Source organism: Amycolatopsis albidoflavus, assembly GCF_039525725.1.
In the GTDB taxonomy this organism is placed as follows: domain Bacteria; phylum Actinomycetota; class Actinomycetes; order Mycobacteriales; family Pseudonocardiaceae; genus Amycolatopsis; species Amycolatopsis albidoflava.
In genome coordinates, this window is record NZ_BAAAHV010000021.1 from 53,218 (window position 1) to 69,959 (window position 16,742).

A 16,742-nucleotide genomic window follows, 5' to 3' on the forward strand; every position below is an offset into this window, starting at 1 on the left:
CCTAGATCAAATCCCACGTCAGTGCGGTGCCCTTGGCGGCGTCCACTCGGAACGTCCGCCCCAGCACGTTCACGATTTCCGCCGGAGCGAGCCCGCCGGCCGGACGGATCGAGCGGACGTTCTGCGCCGTGACCGGATCCCCAGCCCGGACGTCCTCCACCACGTACAGCGAACGCCGGAGCCGCAGCCCTTCCTTCTCGCTCTCGCGCGGACCCAGCACTGGCGAACCGAGCGCTTCCCACGCCCGGTGGGTCTCCGTCACCAACGCGGCCAATTCCGCTGGCTCCAGCGAAAACTCCGAGTCGACCCCGCCGTCGCTGCGCGCGAGCGTCACGTGCTTCTCGATCGCCACCGCACCCAATGCGACCGCGGCGACCGGCGCGCCGAGACCCGGCGTGTGGTCCGACAATCCGACCAGCGTCCCGGTGAGCCCGGCCAGCAACGGCAACCCGCGCAGATTGCTTTCCGTCGGCGACGCCGGGTAACTCGCCGTGCAACCGAGCACGATCAGCTGGTCGTTGCCTGCCGCACGGGCCGTGCGCACGGCCGCGTCGATCTCCGCGACGTTCGCCATTCCGGTCGAAATCACCAGCGGTTTGCCGGTGCGCGCGCACAGTTCGATCAGGGGCAGGTCGACGATTTCCGACGAGGCGATCTTGTACGCCGGAGCGTCCAGCGATTCCAGCAGTTCCACCGCGGTCGGGTCGAACGGGCTGGAGAACACTTCCAGGCCGCGTTCGCGGGCGCGAGCGAAGATCGGCTCGTGCCATTCCCAAGGGGTGTGCGCCTTTTCGTACAGTTTGTACAGATTTTCCCCGCCCCACAGGGAATGTCCGTCGCCGATCCGGAACGCCGGGCCGTCGACGTCGACGGTGATCGTGTCCGGACGGTAAGTCTGCAGTTTCACCGCGTGCGCGCCGGAGTCCGCGATCGCGTCCACGATGGCCAGCGCGCGGTCCAGGTCGCCGTTGTGGTTGCCGGACATCTCCGCGATCACGAACGGCGGCCGCGCCGGGCCGAGCAGGTGCTTGCCGATGCGGACTTCGGACATGGGTGGCGTCCTTCCGGTGGGGGTCAGTGCAGAGTCTTGCGCAGCCGGCGGAAGCCGTCGGCGGGGGGCGCGACCTCCAGATAACCAGCCCGCTCGAACAACGCCGCCGAAGCCGCGTTCTCCTCGTGCACCGCGGCCAGCACGGCCACCGCGTCCGTCCGAGCCGCCAACGCCTGCTCACCCGCTTCGAGCACCGGCCGCGACAACCCGCGGCCACGGCTTTCCGGCGCGAGCGTGATGCTTACCTCCCACGCGCCGTCGCCCTCGTCGTCGAATCGCACCGTGCCCACCGGCTTCCCGGCTTCCTCCAGCACGAGCAGGATCCGGCCGGGTGCCGCGAGCACGCCGCGCAGCCAGCGCAGGTGACTGGCCAGATCGATCACGCCGGTGGACCGCGACGCTTGCCTGGTCGCCGGGTCGTTGCGCCAGGCCAGCAACAGCTCGGCGTCGGCCTCGGTCGCGTCGCGGGCGATGACGGACGTCACTGCGCAGGCGTGAGTTTCGCGTCCTCGAGACGGCTCAACCGCTCCTCGTACCGGGCCATCCCGGCCAGCCGGACGCGGATCTGCGCGTGCTGCCGCTGGATCTCCTCGACCAGCGAACGCGCTTCGAGAGCCCCGGCGTCGTCCGTGCGCGGCGTCATCGCGAGCTTCTCCCGGAGCGTCTCCAGCTGCTCCTCCTGCGCGGCGACGTGCGGGATCATCCGGTCCAGCTCGCCGCGGATCCAGCGGAGGTCGCCGAGCGCGGTGTCCAGCTTCTCGTCGGTCTCGGCGAGCCGGCGACGGTGGTCGACCGTGCAGTGCTCGAGCTCGTCGATGCGAGTCTCGAAGTCCTGGAGCACGCCGCGCGTCCGCTCATCGAGGCGGTAATCGACGATGCGGGCGATCCGGGAGCCGAACAGGTTTCTGAACATCTGGAAGGGCATGACGGGAGTTCCTTCGACGAGTGCCAGCGGGCTTCAGCGGAGCAAGGTGGTGGTGCCGGTGCGGGTCCACGACTCCAGCAGCCTGCCTTCGGCGGCGATCTGGTGCTCCGGTCCCACGATGCACGAATCCCCGGCAGCGTGCTCCCACGAGGTCTGCTCCGGGTTGTCGATGAACGAGAACCCGGTGAGCACCAGCTGCGCCTCGGGGAACGAGGTGCGGGCGATCCAGGCCGCGAGCGTACCCGTGGTCGACCAGGTCGGTTCGGCGCGCGTCGGCAGGCCGAGCGCGTCCGACAGGGGCAGCACGACGTCGCGGTTCGACACCGGGACGAACCCGAGGTCCGAGGGCCACCAGCCGGGCAGCGTCTCCGGCTCCCAGTGCAGGCGACCCGGCTCGACCAGCAGATACAGCCGGGAGCGGTAGTCGCGGAACACGTGCCGGGTGGCGCGCACGGCCCGGTTGAAGACGACCGTGTGCACCTTGCGGCCGGTGATGTCCGGTCCGTCCGGTTCGTCGACAACGAACCCGTTGACCCGAATGACCAGGTCACAGTCGTCAACCGCCTTGGCGCGAGCCGGGTCCGGCTCCAGCGGCTGGTTGCCGACCACGGCGACCGAACGCGGGTCCGGCCGGTCCGCGTACGCCGAAAGGAGGTCGACCATGAGGCTCGCCGCACCGAGAGCAGCAGTCATAAGGGAAGAAACTACCAGGACACCAGGAGACACCCGCTCGTATCGCCGGTATCCGCACCGGGGCCGCCGTGCGGTCGGGCCGGGGCGAGCCGAGGCCGGTGTGTCCCATCGGTACCCTCGTCCACGTGCATGCCACCAGCACGGTTCACGCAGCCGAACCCGATGTCTCGACTCCGGTTCCACCGTCGTCGGACAGCAAGACGTTCGGGCGTGCGATCGACGACATCAAGACCGGTTTGGCCTCTCGCGAGCTGTGGACCCATCTCGGCTGGCAGGACATCAAGCAGCGGTACCGGCGGTCCATCATCGGGCCGTTCTGGATCACCATCAGCCAGGGTGTCATCGCGCTTGGTCTCGGCCTGCTGTACTCGCAGCTGTTCCGCACGCCGATCGAGGTGTTCCTGCCCTACCTCTCCACCGGCTTCATCATCTGGGGCTTCATCCAGGGCTGCCTCACCGAAGGCATGGAAACGTTCATCGCGAACGAGGGGCTGATCAAACAGGTCCCCGCGCCGATCAGCGTGTACGTGCTGCGCACGATCTGGCGGCAGACGCTGCTGCTGGCGCACAACATGATCGTCTACGTCGTGCTGCTGATCATTTTCTTCTCGGCGCTCGATTCCCCGTATTCGCTCGGGTCGAAAGACGGCGTGTGCGTACCGGACAAGTTCTGCCACCCCGGGCTGAGCTGGAACATTTTCCTCGCCATTCCCGGGTTCGTGCTGCTCGCGCTCACCGCGGGCTGGGCGGCGCTGCTGCTCGGCATCATCTCGACGCGTTTCCGCGACATTCCGCAGCTGATCAACTCGCTGATCCAGCTGATGTTCTACGGCACCCCGATCGTCTGGCCGGTCGACCAGCTGCTGTCCGGCGGCGCGCGGGACGGTGCGTCGTGGGCGCTGCCGATCATCAAGCTCAACCCGCTTTACCACTACATGCAGGTGGTGCGGTCGCCGCTCATCGGGCAGGCGGTGAGCTGGACCAGCTGGGTCGTGGTCGGCGGGCTCACCGTGGTCGGGTGGGCGCTCGCCCTCGTCGCCATGCGCAATTACCGGTCTCGCGTCTCGTATTGGGTGTGACAGATGGTCAGCATTGACGTCCACAACGCGTACGTGGACTTCCCGATTTTCGACGCGAAGACGCGTTCGATGAAAAAGCGCGTGCTCGGCAAGGTCGGCGGCAAGATCAGTTCCGACCAGAAGGTGCCGATCATCGAGGCGCTGCACGACGTGTCGATCAGCCTCCGCGAGGGCGACCGGGTCGGTCTCGTCGGGCACAACGGCGCGGGCAAGTCAACGCTGCTGCGGCTGCTCGCCGGGATCTACGAGCCGACCCGCGGATCGTCGCGGATCGTCGGCCGGATCGCGCCGGTGTTCGACCTCGGGATCGGCATGGACCCGGAGATCTCCGGCGTCGAGAACATCCTGATCCGCGGCCTGTTCCTCGGCATGAGCGCCAAGGAAATGGAGAAGCGGGTCGACGACATCGCGGAGTTCACCGAACTCGGCGACTACCTGCAGATGCCGCTGCGGACGTACTCCACCGGCATGCGGGTGCGGCTCGCGCTCGGCGTCGTGACCTCGATCGACCCGGAGATCCTGATCCTCGACGAGGGCATCGGCGCGGTCGACGCGGCGTTCCTCAACAAAGCCCGCGACCGGCTCAAGGACCTGGTCAAACGCTCCGGCATCCTGGTGTTCGCGAACCACTCCGACGAGTTCCTGATGGAGCTGTGCGACACCGCGATCTGGATGGACGAGGGCCACGTCAAGAAGCAGGGTTCGCTGCGCGAGGTGCTCACCGAGTACAAGGGCCGCGACCCGTTCGAGAACATGAGCCAGGAAGGTCTCGAGCGCCTCGGCATCGAGCCCGCGACCACGACGAACGGCGGGGAATGATGACCGGCGAGACGCGAGAGCTGCCCGAGGGCGCCGTCGTCGGCGTGGTGGTCACGCGGCACCGGCGCGAGCTGCTCGCGGACTCGCTGAAAATCATCGCCGCCCAGACCCGGCCGGTCGACCACCTCGTGGTGGTCGACAACGGACCGGACAAGTCCGCGCGGGACGTGGTCGAGGCCTACCCGCTGCCGTACACGTACCTGCCGTCGCACCGGAACCTCGGCGGCGCGGGCGGGTTCGCGCTCGGCATGCTGCACGCGCTGTCGCTCGGCGCGGACTGGGTCTGGCTCGCCGACGACGACGGCCGTCCCGCGGACGAGCACGTGCTCGAGATTCTGCTGGAGGAAGCCGAAAAGCGCGGCCTCGCCGAGATTTCCCCGGTGGTGGCCAACATCGACGCCCCGGCGAAGCTGGCGTTCCCGCTGCGCCGCGGCCTCACCTGGAAGCGCTCGTCGGCCGAACTGGGCACGGACTTCCTGCCCGGCATCGCGTCCCTGATGAACGGCGCGCTGTTCCGTTCGTCCACTTTGGACGTCACCGGCGTGCCCGACCTGCGCCTGTTCTTCCGCGGCGACGAGGTGGAACTGCACCGCCGCCTCGTGCGGTCCGGCCTGCCGTTCGGCACGTCGCTGCGCACGACCTACCTGCACCCCGACGGTTCGGACGAGTTCAAGCCGATGCTGGGCGGGAAATTCCACGCGCAGGACCCGGAGAACGAGGTCAAGCGGTATTACACGTACCGCAACCGCGGGTATTTGCTGTCGCAGCCGGGAATGCGCAAGATCGGGGCGCTGGAAGTGCTGCGCTTCGGCCTGTATTTCGTGGGCGTGAAGCGGGACCCGAAGGCGTTCCTGCAGTGGCTGAAGCTGGTCCGGCAGGGCCGCGCGGAGAAGTTTTACCGGTACTGAACCGGTCAGTCCGTTGTGGACAATGCGCTGACCCCACCGTCCACAACGGACTCCCGAGCTATTCCCCGATCACCGGCGGCGCGGAACGATGTCCGCTGCCGAACACCTCGTCGTCGTCCTCGAGTTCCATCACGAACGCGGGCTGGTTGAGGCTGTCGTCGTACGGCCGGGCGCCGAAGCCCATGCCGGGGCGAGCCGGAGCGCCGCCCATTCCTCCGGCCGCGACGTCGGCCGCTCCCGGCTCCATCGCGCCGTCGCCGGGGCCGAACGAGCCACCGCCGCGGCCGACCTTGCTCTGGTGTTCCTCGTCGGCGCCGAAACCTCCGCCGCCACCGCCCATCGGCATGCCACCCATCGGCATGGCGCCCATACCCGCCCCGGACGCACCGCCGCTGCCACCGCTCGGGGCGGCCTGCGCCGCGGCAGGCGCGGTGCCCGCCGCCGTCGTGCTGGGGTCCGGCATCTGCTGGTGCACGGCTCCGGTGAACTGGCTCGGGCCGCTGACCGTCGGGGCGCTGGCCGAGTGTCCGGCCGCGGCACCGCCGCCGCCCGCCGAGACCGAACCAGCGTCAGCCGCGGCAGGAGCGGGAGCAGGCGCGGGGCTGGCCGGAGCGGGAGCGGCGTCGTGGTGTTCAGGACCGGTCGGCATCGCCACCGCGGCACCGCCACCAGCCGCGACGCCGAACTTCGGCGGGTGCGCGAAAGCCGGCTGCTTCGAACCGGTCTCGTGCAGCGAAGCGTCGTACTTCGACATCGTCTCCGCGGCCTGTTCGTGCGCGGAACGGCTGTCCTGCTGCTTCTTCAGCGTCGCGTCGATCTCATTGCTCATTTCGAGCGGACTGGCGTGCGACCATTTGTCGAATTCTTCAGACCAGTCGAACGGGACGGCGTCCGGCATCGAGTGCTTCGCCACCTGCGCGGCGGACGCCTGTTCCTCGACGATCTGCGCGGCCAGTTTCGCATTCTGGCCATTCGCCTCGGCCCATTCGGCGAGGCTCACGAAATACGCCTGCGCACCGGCCGCGGCCTCGCCGCTCCACGCGTGTGCGGCCTTCTTCACGGCCTCGCCCAGCTGCGTCGCGAACTCCTCGAACGCTTTCTGCACCTCGGTGTACGCGTGCGAGACCGAGGAAACCTGCTCCACGTCGAGATTCGTCTCGACGTACGACTTCAGCTGCTGGTGCGGGTGCCCGAGGTAGTCGGCGTCCGACGGCGCGAGCCCCGGCTGCGGCGTGCTCATTCGGTGCTGCCCTTCACGGTGCGGTGGGAGTCGATGGCCTGGCTCTCGTTCTCGGTGTAGACCCCGCCGGCGCGCGCGAGGGCCTCGTCGGCCTCCTTCAGGATCCGGCCGAACTGGTCCAGCACGTCGAGGGCCGCGCCAGGGGCGTCGGAGCCGCTCTTGCGGTCGTGCTCGGCCACGGTGTGCCCGTACGGGTGGCTGCCGAGCTTCGGCGCGGTCGTCAGCGCTTGGGTCTGCGGCTTGAGCCGTTCGAGGCGCGTGACCATGTCGGTGAGCGCTTTGCGCAGGTCACCGAGTGCGTCGCCGTCGATGCTGAACCCGCCGGCTTTCGCGGTCCCGGCCAGCTTGTGCGTTTCGGCCGCGGCTTCGGCGATGCCCTTGGCGTTCAGCCCGCCTGCCGCCAGCGGATCAGTGCTCATGCGCCGGAGTTTACCGACGCGAGCCGCTCCGGTCAGGCGTTTGCCGAATAGCCTTCAAGCTGGGTGAACAGTTGTTGGGCCAGACGGGCATTGTCTGCCGGCGCGTAGGTGAGCCAGCGGTTGCCGTCGCTGGAATCGCGCGTGCTGAGCAGGTAGCGGCCGAGTTCGGTGTCGAACCACGCGAGCGACGGCAGCGCGCGCTCGTGGCCATTGCCGTCGCTCACGTACGGCGTGAACTGGCCGACCGCCAGCCGCGGCTTCTCGAAGATCCGCTGGACGGCCCTGAGCTGCGGATTGTGCGTGCGCGGGCCGCTGACTCCGGCGAACGGGTCGTAGGCGTCGCCCCGCACCGGCTGCTTCGACGGCCGCGCGACGGTCACCGACTGCCCCGCCGCGGCGGGCGTGAGCGGCAGCAGGTCGACGATCGCCGGGACGATGCCGGTCGGGCGGACCTCCTCGAAGGTGAACATCCCGTCCCGCTGGCAGACGAGCACCGCGAACTGGCCGTTGGACGCCACCCGCGCGAACAGCTGCTCGTCGCCGATCTTGGCCGCCGCGGACACCGCGAGGCCGGGCCTGGCGAACGTGGCAAGCGCGATCTCGACGTCGTCGTCGATCGTCCCGCGCCGCAGCAGGCCGCGGTTGTCGAGGTCGCGGAAGACGGCGTCGCGCACCGCGGCGCGTTCCTCGCCGGTGATGCCGATGTGCGGCACCACGAACGGCATCGGTGCCCGGCCGAGGCCGAGTTCCGCCAGCAGGAGATCCACCGCTGCCGGTGACAGCGTCAACGTGTACGGCACGACCCACCCCTAAATCCGGTCACTCCCCGGGCGAAACCGTAGTCCACTCCGCACGGTCGCGGCCATCGGCACCAAGGGCGCGTCATCCGGAGCGCGATGTTCGGATTCCGTTCAGGAAATAGACGGTGCGCCGGTCGTAGGCGTCCCGGGGAGGCCGCTCGCCGTGTTTGAGGGCGAGGGCGGTCTCGACGACGAAGGCGTGCAGGTCGCCCGCCGTGAACTCCGGCCGCACCGCACCGGCGGCCCGCGCCGCCGCGACCAGTTCTTCGTTGGCCTCGCCCCCGACCCGGCAGATCTCCATGAGCTGCGGGGAGTTCGGATAGGTCTGCAGCAGGACGTCGTTGACGGAGGGCTGGCGGTACTGGAGATCGCGCAGCGCGGTGACGTAGCAGCCGACCCGCTCGCCGATGTCGACGACGGTCCGCATGCGGTCGATGACCGCGAACAACTCCGTCGCGACGACCTCTTCGACAACCGCCTCGATAAGGCCGATCCGGCCGCCGAACCGGTTGAAGATCGTCGCCTTGCTGACCCCCGCCGCCTTGGCGACCTCCTCCAGCGGGACCGTCAGGCCCCGTCCCTGGAAGGCGCCGATCGCAGCGGTTCGGATCTGCTCGGAGTTGCGTCTGGCGTCGGCGCGCAGCCGGGATTCCGCGGGCACCGCGACCTCGTCTCTCAGCGTAAGTTGACTACCTCGGTCAGCTTACCTAAAGTCGACGGCGGAAGAAGTTGACCTAGGTAGTCAACTTAGGCTCCCGAGGAAGAGACCAGGGGAAATGATCGTTGTCACCGGCGCTACCGGCGGGCTGGGCAGTGCCACCGTCGAGCACCTCCTCAAGCGCGTACCCGCAGGCCAGATCGGCGTCAGCGTCCGCGATCCCGCCAAGGCGCGGCACTTCGCCGACCGCGGCGTCCGCGTCCGGCAGGGCTCCTACGAGGATCCGGGCGACTCGTTCGCCGGTGCCGAGCAGGTCCTGCTGATCTCCGGCAACGACCCCGCCGCAGACCTTGTCAGCCTGCACCGACGCGCCATCGACTCAGCCGTCGCGGCCGGTGTCCGGCGGATCCTCTACACAAGCCAGCACGGCGCTGCCCCCGGCAACCCGTACCAGCCGTCGGATCTCCACCTCGCCACCGAGGCGATCCTCGGCGATTCCGGAGTCGCCTGGACCGCGCTGCGCAACGGTGCTTACGGCCCGCTCGACCAGGTGCTCGGCCCGTGGCAGCGGACCGGCGAGATCGCTCAGCCGGCAGACGGCCCCGTCCCGTACACCGACCGTGCGGACATCGCCGCAGCCACCGCGGCGCTGCTCGCCGGCGACCGTTCCGTCGACGGCCCCGTCACCCTCGCCGCTCCGAACGCCGTCGCTTTCGACGATTTCGCCGAAATCGCTTCCGACCTCACCGGTCGCACCATCACTCGCGTCGTCCTGGACGACGAACAATGGGTTGCCGAACAGATCGCGAACGGCGTCCCGGAGCAGGCGGCCCGGTTCATGCTCACCTGGTACCAGGCCACTCGGGCCGGGTATTTCGCCGAATCGGGCCCGCTGCTGGCCGAGCTTCTCGGTCGCGAGCCCCGCGCGATCGCGGACCGCCTCGCCGAAACCGTCTAGCGCGCTTCCGCTGTGAGCGGATCCGCTGTCGGCGAACCGCTCTTGCCGCCGATGATCACCCGCTGCTGCCATGGAGGCATGGCAGATCCCAAACCAGCACTGGTCCTGCACCTCTCGGCAGGCGGCGAGCCGCTGATCTTCCCGCTCACCGCCGACAGTTCCGAGACAGTCCAGGAAAAGCTCCCCGACCTACTCAAACACGGCGGCGTTCACTCGCTCGAAACCCGGGACGGCAACACTGTTTCGGTGAATTTCGTCCACGTGGCAGCCGCTTATGTCGACGATCTGAGCCGAAAGGGCAAATTCGGCCTGTCCGTTTAGCGGCGGGCGAGTTCGAGCAGCCCGGCGCGGATCTCCGGTCTGCTCGCGGCCACGAGCAGGAACGTCGCCTCGCGCACCAGACGGCCAGCGTGTGCCCCGGGCAGCACCGCGCGGCTTCCCGTCGCGGCGGCGAGCGCGCCCGCTGACCGGTACGCCAGGTCGGCACCGGCCGCGCGGGCAGCCGGGAGCGTGGCCGGGTCGGCGAGACCTGCGTCGAGACGACGCCGGATTTCGTCCTGCTCGGACCGCAACGCCGTCGCCGTCTCCTCGTCGCCGGCGGACTCGATCAAACTGGCGCAGCGCTCGGCCAACCCGAGCGGCGCGCATCCGTTGAGCCGGGACGCGAACGTATTGCCAGCCACGAATTTGTCATAACTGACCTGGGCGAAAACCGATTCGTCGGGAATGAAGTGGTTGTCGAGCTTCAGCCGCACCGTCGCGGTGCCTTGCGCGGCCATGAGCGTCAACGGCTCGGCGACCAGGCTGTGTCCGACGATCGGCGACACCAAAGCATTGATCACTGTGTCGCCGTCGCGGCCGGACAGTTGCAACAGATCGATCGCATCCCAGCCGCTCACAAACGGCGCTTCACCATCGAACCGATAGCCGCCGTCGACGCGCTGGACCCGCACTCGCGGCGGCGTCGGGATCACGCCCGCGTACGCGACGCCCGCGCGCAGCCTCCCGCTGATCAAGTCCGGCAGGTACCGCTCTCGCAGGTCCTCCCGGTCTGTCGCGGCCAGCCCGGCGACGAGACCGTGGTGCTGCAGCCAGGTGAACGCGGTGCTCAGACACCCGCCGGCCAGCGCTTCGAGCACGCCGACCAGCTGGTCCAGCTCAACCCCGGAATCGGGCGCGGCGAGGCCGTAGAAACCTTCCTCGGCGAGCGCGTCGAAATGCGACCGCGGCACCACGCCCTGGCGGTCCACCTCGGCGGCCGCGGGGAACAACAGGTCGTCGGCGAGAGCGCGCGCACGGGAAACCAGGTCGGCCATGAAACCAAGCTACCCAAAAAGACAAAAAGGGCGTCTCGCCGAACGCGAGACGCCCTTTTCAGACCAGCTCAGCCCGTCACAGCTCGTAGAGCCGCTTCCAGTTGTCGCGCGAGGTCAGTTCCGGCATGGCGCGCTTGTACTGCTCCTGCACGCCCGCGCCTTCCTTGCGCAGCCGGTTGAGCACCTTCGCGCCGCGCTTGGCCAGGTCGAACATCTTGACCTTGTCGTAGCTGCGCACGCGCACGCCTTCCTGCGACGCGTCGGTGACCACGGCGGTGTCGAACAGCGCGATGTGCCACCAGTGCGCCTCGTCGATCGGCACCGCGCCGAGCCCGAAGCGGCTGCGGCCGAGCACCTTGTCGAGGATGCGCTTGATCAGCACCAGCCGCTGCATGCTCGGCCGCGGCGCGCTGTTGATGATGCCGATGTCGTTGGACGCGATGCCCGGCACGTCAGTGGCCTTGTGCCGCTTGGTCTCCGGGTACGCGTCGCGGATCCGGCGGATCTCCTTCATCGCCTCGACGCCGCCGTCGCGCAGGACCTCCGGGCCCTCCAGGAAGTCCTCGACCGCCTTGATGAGCGTCGCGGAGAGGCCGTACTGCATGCCGAGCAGGTAGCGCACCAGCTGCGCCATCAGCACGCGCGAGAGCAGGTTCAGGTTGAACGGCGAGTGCAGCGCGGCGGTGATGATCGAGTTGCGCAGGTTGAAGTACCGGTGCCACTCGTCCCAGTCCTTCCAGTGGAAGTCCGCGTGCCACACGCCGGCGCCGGGAAGGGTCACCGTGGGGAAGCCGTATTCGCGGGCGCGGTAGGAGTACTCCGCGTCGTCCCACTGGAAGAAGAAGGGCAGCGGGTAGCCGATGGCCTTGACGACCTCGTACGGGATCAGGCACGACCACCAGCCGTTGTACCCGGCGTCGAGGCGGCGTTCCTGGCGGTTCGGGTTGCCGTCCTCGTCGACGCCGAGCAGGTCCGCGGTGGACAGCGAGTGCTGCACCGGCTGCCCCGGCTCCAGCGTGTTCAGCCGGGCGTACTCCGCGCCGACGTGCAACTGGTTCGGGTGCAGCAGGTTGAGCATCTGGCCGCCGACGATGATCGGGTTGGCCGAGCGGTTGGAGAAGGCGGTCATGCGCACGACGAGGTCCGGCTCGAGCAGCACGTCGTCGTCCATGAACAGCACGTTCGCGTGTTCGGTCGCGGTGTGCCCGGCCACCTCGTACAGGCCGCGGGTGAAGCCGCCCGCGCCGCCGAGGTTCGGCTGCTTGATGTAGTGCAGCTTCTCGCCGAGGTCCTTCGCGACCTGCTCGAAGCCCTCGCGCGATTCGACCAGGTCCGTGCCCTGGTCGGCGACGTAAATGGCGTCGAGGGTGTCCAGCGAGGACACGTCGGCGGCGAGCGCCTGGAGGTTCTTCAGGCAGTCGTCGGCGCGGTTCATCGTGCAGATGGTGACGGCGGTCGGACGGATCGTCTCCGGCGCGTCGACGGTCCAGCGGACCTGCTCGACCCGCAGCGTCTGGCCGCCCTCGGTCTCGAGGTCGAGCCACAGCGCGCCGCCGTCGTAGAACTTGTCCAGCTTGCCGGTCAGCTCGACCTTGGCGCTCTTCGCGCCGGCGACCTGCTTCGCGTCGACCACGCGCGGGTCGCCGAGCATGTCGGAAGCGCCGAGCGACAGCAGCCCGTCGCCGGTGACGACCGCTTCGAGCTTCACCTCGGTCGCGGTGGTCCAGCGCTGCCAGTAGCTCGCCGGGAAGCGGCCGAAGTAGGTGTTGCCGGTGACCTTCGCGGACGGCTCCAGCGTCACGGAGCCGCGATCGCGCTGGGCGTTGCCCTGCAGGACCTCGGCGTACATGTCCTTGCTGACGATGGGAGCCGGCCCGGCGTACAGCCCGCGCTGGGCCGTGAGCCTGCCTTCGGGGGCGTGTTCGGCGAACCGCGTCTGGCCTGCGGGGGCCGCCTCCGCGACCGGGGCTGCTTTACCGGGCATCGAACTCAGTTCTCCTTTACCGGCCGTACACGGAACACGACCCACTTGAGCATCACGAAATTGATCACGGTGGCCGTCCCCTGGGACACGACCCAGGCGAGGGTGGCCTTCCACGCCATCTCCGGCAGCACGTTCAGCATGAGCCGATTCACGCCGATCGTCACGAGGAAGGTCACCGCGTACAGCAGAACGAACCCGCCGATCTGGGCGTTCCCCTCGCGCTTGCCCGCGGCGAAGGTGAAGCGGCGGTTCAGGAAGAACGCGGTGGTCGTGCCCACGATGAAGCTGATCGCGCGCGCGATGTCCACCCACGGCGTGGCATCCATGCCGACCGCACGCAGCAGCGAATACGTGCCCAGGTCGAGCAGGGCGCAGAAGCCGCCGATCGCGGCGAAGCGGATCAGCTGGCCCAGCAGTCCGGGGCCCCCGGGCGCCTGCTGCGCTTGGTCACTCTGCGGTTCTGTAGCCACCACTTGGAATACCTTCTCGGCCTATTGCGTCAGTGTCCGTATTACCCACTTCGACGCTCGGACGCTTGTGCCTTGATGCGCAAAGTGTAGAAGCGGGCACTTCAGGGTCACGTTCCGGGCGGTGTTCGGCGTGGCTACCCTGGTCCGCGTGACCCAAGCACCCGAGACACAGCGCCGCACGCTCACCGGCTGGGGCCGCACCGCCGGGACCGTCGCCGACGTGCTGAGCACGCGCGACGTCGAAGCTATCGCCCGCGCCGTCGCCTCCGCAGGCCCGCGCGGGGTCATCGCCCGCGGCCTCGGCCGGTCCTACGGCGACCCGGCGCAGAACGCGGGCGGCCTGGTCGTCGACATGACCGTGCTCGACCGCATCCACTCGATCGACCCGGATTCCGGCCTCGTCGACCTCGACGCCGGCGTCAGCCTCGACAAGCTGATGCGCGAGGCACTGCCGTACGGCCTGTGGGTCCCGGTCCTGCCGGGCACCCGCCAGGTGACGATCGGCGGCGCGATCGCCAACGACATCCACGGCAAGAACCACCACTCGGCGGGCAGCTTCGGCAACCACGTGGTGTCGATGGACCTGCTCACCGCCGACGGATCCGTGCGCACGCTCACCCCGGAGGGCCCGGATTCGGAGCTGTTCTGGGCGACGGTGGCGGGAATCGGGCTCACCGGGATCATCGTCCGCGCCACCGTGCGGATGAAGAAGACGGAAACGGCGTACTTTTACGTGGACGCCGACCGCACCTCGAACCTCGACGAGACCCTCGGGCTCTTCACCGATGGTTCGGACCTCAACTACGACTACTCGATGTCGGTGCCGGACCTGATCTCGTCCGACAGCCGCCTCGGCCGGGCGACGTTCTCCCGCGGTTCGCTCGCGAAGCTCGACCAGCTGCCGCCGAAGCTGCGCAGCAACCCGTTGAAATTCGACGCACCGCAACTGCTGACGCTGCCGGACGTGTTCCCCAACGGGCTCGGCAACAAGCTCACCTTCGGCTTGATCAACGAGCTGTGGCAGAAGACGGTGCCCAAGAAGGGCGCGCGCGGCAAGATCCAGAACCTCACGCAGTTCTATCACCCCCTCGACATGCTGAGCGAGTGGAACCGCGCGTACGGCAACAAGGGCTTCCTGCAGTACCAGTTCTCCGTGCCGTTCGGCGCGGAAGACCAGCTCAAGGGCATCTGCCGGGCGATCTCCCGGTCCGGGCACTACTCGTTCCTGAACGTGTTCAAGCGGATGGGCGACTCGAACCCGGCTCCGATGTCCTGGCCCGCGCCGGGCTGGATGCTGAGCGTCGATTTCCCGATCAAGAACGGGCTCAGCCGGTTTTGCGAGGAGATGGACGAGATGGTCCTTGACGCGAACGGCCGCCTGTACACCGCGAAGGACTCGCGCACCTCGCCCGAGACGTTCGCGAAGATGTACCCCCGGCTGGAGGAGTGGCGCAAGGTGCGCGCTTCCGTTGACCCCGAAGGCGTTTTCGCCTCTGACATGAGCCGGAGGCTCGCACTGTGATCGACGCGGTCGGTAACCCCCAGTCCCTGCTGCTGCTCGGCGGCACGTCCGACATCGCGCTGGCGATCGCGGAGAAGTACCTCGCGGAGAAGCCGCTGCGGGTCGTGCTGGCCGCTCGTCCTTCCCCGCGGCTGGAGGAAGCCGCGCAGCGGCTGAAGGATCTCGGCGCCGAAGTGTCCACTGTGGCCTTTGACGCGAAGGACCTGGCGTCGCACCCGAAGGTGCTGGACGAGGCGTTCGCCGGCGGCGACATCGACGTCGCGGTGGTCGCGTTCGGTCTGCTCGGCGAGGCCGAGGAGCTGTGGCAGGACCACGACAAGGCCGTTGAGCTGGCGACGGTCAACTACACCGCCGCGGTGTCGGTCGGCGTCGCGCTGTCGGAGAAGCTGAAGACCCAAGGCCACGGCAAGGTCATCGCGCTGTCGTCGGTTGCGGGCGAGCGGGTTCGCCGGTCCAACTTCGTGTACGGCTCGACCAAGGCCGGTTTCGACGGCTTCTACCTCGGTCTCGGCGAGGCGCTCGCGCCGCACGGCGTGCAGGTGACCGTCGTCCGGTCGGGCCAGGTCAAGACCAAGATGACCGCCGGAATGAAGGACGCTCCGCTGACCCGGACCGCCGAGCAGGTCGCCGACGTCGCGGTCGAGGCCGCGCGCAAGGGCAAGGACCTCGTCTGGTCGCCGTCGGAGTTCCGGCTGGTGATGTCGATCCTGCGGCACGTGCCGCGGCCGATCTTCCGCAAGCTCCCGGTCTGACGTTTTCCCGGCCCGGCCTCCACCATTCGGTGGATGCCGGGCTGACCAGCTCGACGATGTCCTGAGGTGCCCACCGCGCCGAAACTCAGGGCATGGGGAACGAATTCCGCTCGTCGCTGGCCGCGCTGCTGATCGACCTCGGCGCGCCAGTCGGCGGCTATTACCTGCTTCGCGCCTTCGACGTCCCGCCGGTGTGGGCGCTACTGCTCAGCGGCCTGCCGCCCGCGCTGCGCGTGCTGTACACGCTGGTCACCCGGCGTCGCGTGGACGGGATCGGCCTGCTCGTCCTGATGTTCCTGGCCGTCGGGTTGGCCACCACGCTGATGACCGGCGACGCCCGGCTGATGCTCGTGCGCGGAGCCTGGTTCAGCACGCTGGCCGGGGTTTGGCTGCTCGCCAGCCTGGTCGTCGGCCAGTATCCGACGACGTATCAAGCGGCTCGCGCTCTCCTGCCCGGCCGTGGCTCCCTGTTGGACGCGGCGTGGGAGGAGCGGCCGTCGTTCCGCCGGGCGTGGCGGGCGCTCACCGTGGCGTGGGGCGTCGGCAGTTTGGTCCACAGTGGACTAAGCATCGGGATGGCGTACACCCTGCCGGTCGACGACGTCCCCGCACTCGACGCCGGGCTGTCGATCGCGTTCTTCGTCGGACTGCAGGTGATCACGCAGATTCTGCTGCTCCGCGAGGGCACGCTCCGTCAGGTGCTGCGACCATCCACAGTGGACTAGTCGCCGGACGGCGGCCGCAGCCCGTCCACCAGCCGGGCCGGATTCACTCCGAGACCGTCGGCGAACTTGAGCAGGTTGTGCAGATTGATGTTGCGCAGCCCGCGTTCGACCTGGCTCACGAACGTCCAGTGCACTCCGGCCAGTTCGGCCAACTGTTCTTGGCTCAGCCCCGCGTCGTTGCGGAATTCGCGCACGCGTTCGCCAATGGTGCGAGTCGCGGCGGAGAGCGGAGGCTTGGCCATCGTCGGTTAATCACACACGTCTACCGCCGCCAAGACCAGAGCAGGAATCATCAGAGCATTTATGCCTATAGCGTCTGCGTCTAGCCGGAAGCGGCTTTTCCGCAATTACTACCTGTTCTCAATTGCAGACACCACCACGCGCGGGTAATCAATCGGCTACCGTGCTAACGGCGATTGCGAG

Annotated in this window: 20 protein-coding genes; 8 read left to right on the forward strand and 12 right to left on the reverse strand. The window is 68.5% G+C overall.

Annotated features, from left to right (window positions below; genetic code table 11):
- Nucleotide 1: 1 nt before the first annotated feature.
- From pseI to ABD156_RS30835, 4 genes are read right to left on the reverse strand one after another with little or no spacing between them, the layout of a single operon-like run.
- A complete protein-coding gene (gene pseI / locus ABD156_RS30820) occupies nt 2–1,051 on the reverse strand; it encodes a pseudaminic acid synthase (RefSeq protein WP_344281677.1) in 1,050 nt (349 codons plus the stop codon).
- 23 nt (nt 1,052–1,074) lie between these two features.
- Nucleotides 1,075–1,536 carry a GNAT family N-acetyltransferase gene (locus ABD156_RS30825; RefSeq protein ID WP_344281680.1) on the reverse strand — a complete coding sequence of 154 codons (462 nt, stop codon included), beginning with the start codon at nt 1,534–1,536 and terminating at the stop codon, nt 1,075–1,077.
- A complete protein-coding gene (locus tag ABD156_RS30830; RefSeq protein WP_344281683.1) occupies nt 1,533–1,976 on the reverse strand; it encodes a hypothetical protein in 444 nt (147 codons plus the stop codon). The genes ABD156_RS30825 and ABD156_RS30830 overlap by 4 nt, the downstream gene beginning before the upstream one ends.
- A 33-nt stretch (nt 1,977–2,009) precedes the next feature.
- Nucleotides 2,010–2,639: a hypothetical protein gene (locus ABD156_RS30835; protein WP_344282869.1), complete on the reverse strand. Its 630-nt coding sequence runs from the start codon at nt 2,637–2,639 to the stop codon at nt 2,010–2,012.
- Nucleotides 2,640–2,794: 155 nt separating this feature from the next.
- Between ABD156_RS30835 and wzm the strand changes: the two genes are divergently transcribed.
- From wzm to glfT1, 3 genes are read left to right on the forward strand one after another with little or no spacing between them, the layout of a single operon-like run.
- The gene (gene wzm, locus ABD156_RS30840) at nt 2,795–3,748 is read left to right on the forward strand and encodes a galactan export ABC transporter permease subunit Wzm/RfbD (RefSeq protein WP_344281686.1); all 954 of its coding nucleotides are present in this window, start codon (nt 2,795–2,797) and stop codon (nt 3,746–3,748) included.
- A 3-nt stretch (nt 3,749–3,751) separates the two neighbouring features.
- Nucleotides 3,752–4,567, forward strand: coding sequence for a galactan export ABC transporter ATP-binding subunit Wzt/RfbE (gene wzt / locus ABD156_RS30845; RefSeq protein WP_344281688.1), 816 nt, complete (start codon nt 3,752–3,754; stop codon nt 4,565–4,567).
- Nucleotides 4,567–5,475: a galactofuranosyltransferase GlfT1 gene (glfT1, locus tag ABD156_RS30850; protein ID WP_344281691.1), complete on the forward strand. Its 909-nt coding sequence runs from the start codon at nt 4,567–4,569 to the stop codon at nt 5,473–5,475. The genes wzt and glfT1 overlap by 1 nt, the downstream gene beginning before the upstream one ends.
- Before the next feature lie 58 nt (nt 5,476–5,533).
- On the opposite strand, the gene ABD156_RS30855 is transcribed toward glfT1, so the two are convergent.
- The 4 genes from ABD156_RS30855 to ABD156_RS30870 all read right to left on the reverse strand — a co-directional run bounded on the left by ABD156_RS30855 (nt 5,534) and on the right by ABD156_RS30870 (nt 8,595).
- A complete protein-coding gene (locus ABD156_RS30855; protein ID WP_344281694.1) occupies nt 5,534–6,715 on the reverse strand; it encodes a hypothetical protein in 1,182 nt (393 codons plus the stop codon).
- On the reverse strand, nt 6,712–7,134 hold the full coding sequence (locus ABD156_RS30860; RefSeq protein WP_344281697.1) for a hypothetical protein: 423 nt from the start codon (nt 7,132–7,134) through the stop codon (nt 6,712–6,714). Before ABD156_RS30860 ends, ABD156_RS30855 begins: the two co-directional genes overlap by 4 nt.
- 32 nt (nt 7,135–7,166) lie before the next feature.
- On the reverse strand, nt 7,167–7,934 hold the full coding sequence (locus ABD156_RS30865) for an ESX secretion-associated protein EspG (RefSeq protein WP_344281700.1): 768 nt from the start codon (nt 7,932–7,934) through the stop codon (nt 7,167–7,169).
- 82 nt (nt 7,935–8,016) lie between these two features.
- Nucleotides 8,017–8,595, reverse strand: coding sequence for a TetR/AcrR family transcriptional regulator (locus tag ABD156_RS30870; RefSeq protein WP_344281703.1), 579 nt, complete (start codon nt 8,593–8,595; stop codon nt 8,017–8,019).
- 115 nt (nt 8,596–8,710) lie between these two features.
- On the opposite strand from ABD156_RS30870, the gene ABD156_RS30875 reads away from it, so the two are divergent.
- Nucleotides 8,711–9,550: an NAD(P)H-binding protein gene (locus ABD156_RS30875; RefSeq protein ID WP_344281706.1), complete on the forward strand. Its 840-nt coding sequence runs from the start codon at nt 8,711–8,713 to the stop codon at nt 9,548–9,550.
- Nucleotides 9,551–9,628: 78 nt separating this feature from the next.
- Nucleotides 9,629–9,871: a hypothetical protein gene (locus ABD156_RS30880; RefSeq protein ID WP_344282872.1), complete on the forward strand. Its 243-nt coding sequence runs from the start codon at nt 9,629–9,631 to the stop codon at nt 9,869–9,871.
- Here the strand turns inward: ABD156_RS30880 and ABD156_RS30885 are convergent.
- The 3 genes from ABD156_RS30885 to ABD156_RS30895 form a co-directional block, all read right to left on the reverse strand.
- Entirely contained in the window at nt 9,868–10,866 is a 999-nt protein-coding gene (locus ABD156_RS30885) for an acyl-CoA dehydrogenase family protein (RefSeq protein WP_344281709.1), read from the reverse strand. The genes ABD156_RS30880 and ABD156_RS30885 overlap by 4 nt on opposite strands.
- Before the next feature lie 76 nt (nt 10,867–10,942).
- Complete coding sequence (locus tag ABD156_RS30890; RefSeq protein WP_344281712.1) at nt 10,943–12,850, reverse strand: glycosyltransferase; 1,908 nt, start codon at nt 12,848–12,850, stop codon at nt 10,943–10,945.
- A 5-nt stretch (nt 12,851–12,855) separates the two neighbouring features.
- The gene (locus tag ABD156_RS30895) at nt 12,856–13,323 is read right to left on the reverse strand and encodes a GtrA family protein (RefSeq protein WP_344281715.1); all 468 of its coding nucleotides are present in this window, start codon (nt 13,321–13,323) and stop codon (nt 12,856–12,858) included.
- A 145-nt stretch (nt 13,324–13,468) separates the two neighbouring features.
- Between ABD156_RS30895 and dprE1 the strand changes: the two genes are divergently transcribed.
- The 3 genes from dprE1 (at nt 13,469) to ABD156_RS30910 (ending at nt 16,319) form a co-directional block, all read left to right on the forward strand.
- The gene (gene dprE1, locus ABD156_RS30900) at nt 13,469–14,842 is read left to right on the forward strand and encodes a decaprenylphosphoryl-beta-D-ribose oxidase (RefSeq protein WP_344281718.1); all 1,374 of its coding nucleotides are present in this window, start codon (nt 13,469–13,471) and stop codon (nt 14,840–14,842) included.
- The gene (dprE2, locus tag ABD156_RS30905) at nt 14,839–15,594 is read left to right on the forward strand and encodes a decaprenylphospho-beta-D-erythro-pentofuranosid-2-ulose 2-reductase (protein WP_344281721.1); all 756 of its coding nucleotides are present in this window, start codon (nt 14,839–14,841) and stop codon (nt 15,592–15,594) included. The genes dprE1 and dprE2 overlap by 4 nt, the downstream gene beginning before the upstream one ends.
- Before the next feature lie 92 nt (nt 15,595–15,686).
- The gene (locus tag ABD156_RS30910; RefSeq protein ID WP_344281724.1) at nt 15,687–16,319 is read left to right on the forward strand and encodes a VC0807 family protein; all 633 of its coding nucleotides are present in this window, start codon (nt 15,687–15,689) and stop codon (nt 16,317–16,319) included.
- On the opposite strand, the gene ABD156_RS30915 is transcribed toward ABD156_RS30910, so the two are convergent.
- On the reverse strand, nt 16,316–16,561 hold the full coding sequence (locus ABD156_RS30915; protein ID WP_101436515.1) for a helix-turn-helix domain-containing protein: 246 nt from the start codon (nt 16,559–16,561) through the stop codon (nt 16,316–16,318). The two genes, ABD156_RS30910 and ABD156_RS30915, sit on opposite strands and share 4 nt — an antisense overlap.
- Between the last annotated feature and the right edge of the window lie 181 nt (nt 16,562–16,742).

Bases quoted from the DNA above. Each gene is read 5' to 3' on its own strand.
- ABD156_RS30885 (WP_344281709.1), bottom strand. From the start codon at position 10,866: ATGGCCGACCTGGTTTCCCGTGCGCGCGCTCTCGCCGACGACCTGTTG.
- wzt (WP_344281688.1), top strand. From the start codon at position 3,752: ATGGTCAGCATTGACGTCCACAACGCGTACGTGGACTTCCCGATTTTC.
- ABD156_RS30910 (WP_344281724.1), top strand. From the start codon at position 15,687: ATGGGGAACGAATTCCGCTCGTCGCTGGCCGCGCTGCTGATCGACCTC.
- ABD156_RS30830 (WP_344281683.1), bottom strand. From the start codon at position 1,976: ATGCCCTTCCAGATGTTCAGAAACCTGTTCGGCTCCCGGATCGCCCGC.
- ABD156_RS30890 (WP_344281712.1), bottom strand. From the start codon at position 12,850: ATGCCCGGTAAAGCAGCCCCGGTCGCGGAGGCGGCCCCCGCAGGCCAG.
- ABD156_RS30875 (WP_344281706.1), top strand. From the start codon at position 8,711: ATGATCGTTGTCACCGGCGCTACCGGCGGGCTGGGCAGTGCCACCGTC.
- ABD156_RS30860 (WP_344281697.1), bottom strand. From the start codon at position 7,134: ATGAGCACTGATCCGCTGGCGGCAGGCGGGCTGAACGCCAAGGGCATC.
- ABD156_RS30835 (WP_344282869.1), bottom strand. From the start codon at position 2,639: ATGGTCGACCTCCTTTCGGCGTACGCGGACCGGCCGGACCCGCGTTCG.
- glfT1 (WP_344281691.1), top strand. From the start codon at position 4,567: ATGACCGGCGAGACGCGAGAGCTGCCCGAGGGCGCCGTCGTCGGCGTG.
- pseI (WP_344281677.1), bottom strand. From the start codon at position 1,051: ATGTCCGAAGTCCGCATCGGCAAGCACCTGCTCGGCCCGGCGCGGCCG.
- ABD156_RS30915 (WP_101436515.1), bottom strand. From the start codon at position 16,561: ATGGCCAAGCCTCCGCTCTCCGCCGCGACTCGCACCATTGGCGAACGC.
- ABD156_RS30880 (WP_344282872.1), top strand. From the start codon at position 9,629: ATGGCAGATCCCAAACCAGCACTGGTCCTGCACCTCTCGGCAGGCGGC.
- ABD156_RS30855 (WP_344281694.1), bottom strand. From the start codon at position 6,715: ATGAGCACGCCGCAGCCGGGGCTCGCGCCGTCGGACGCCGACTACCTC.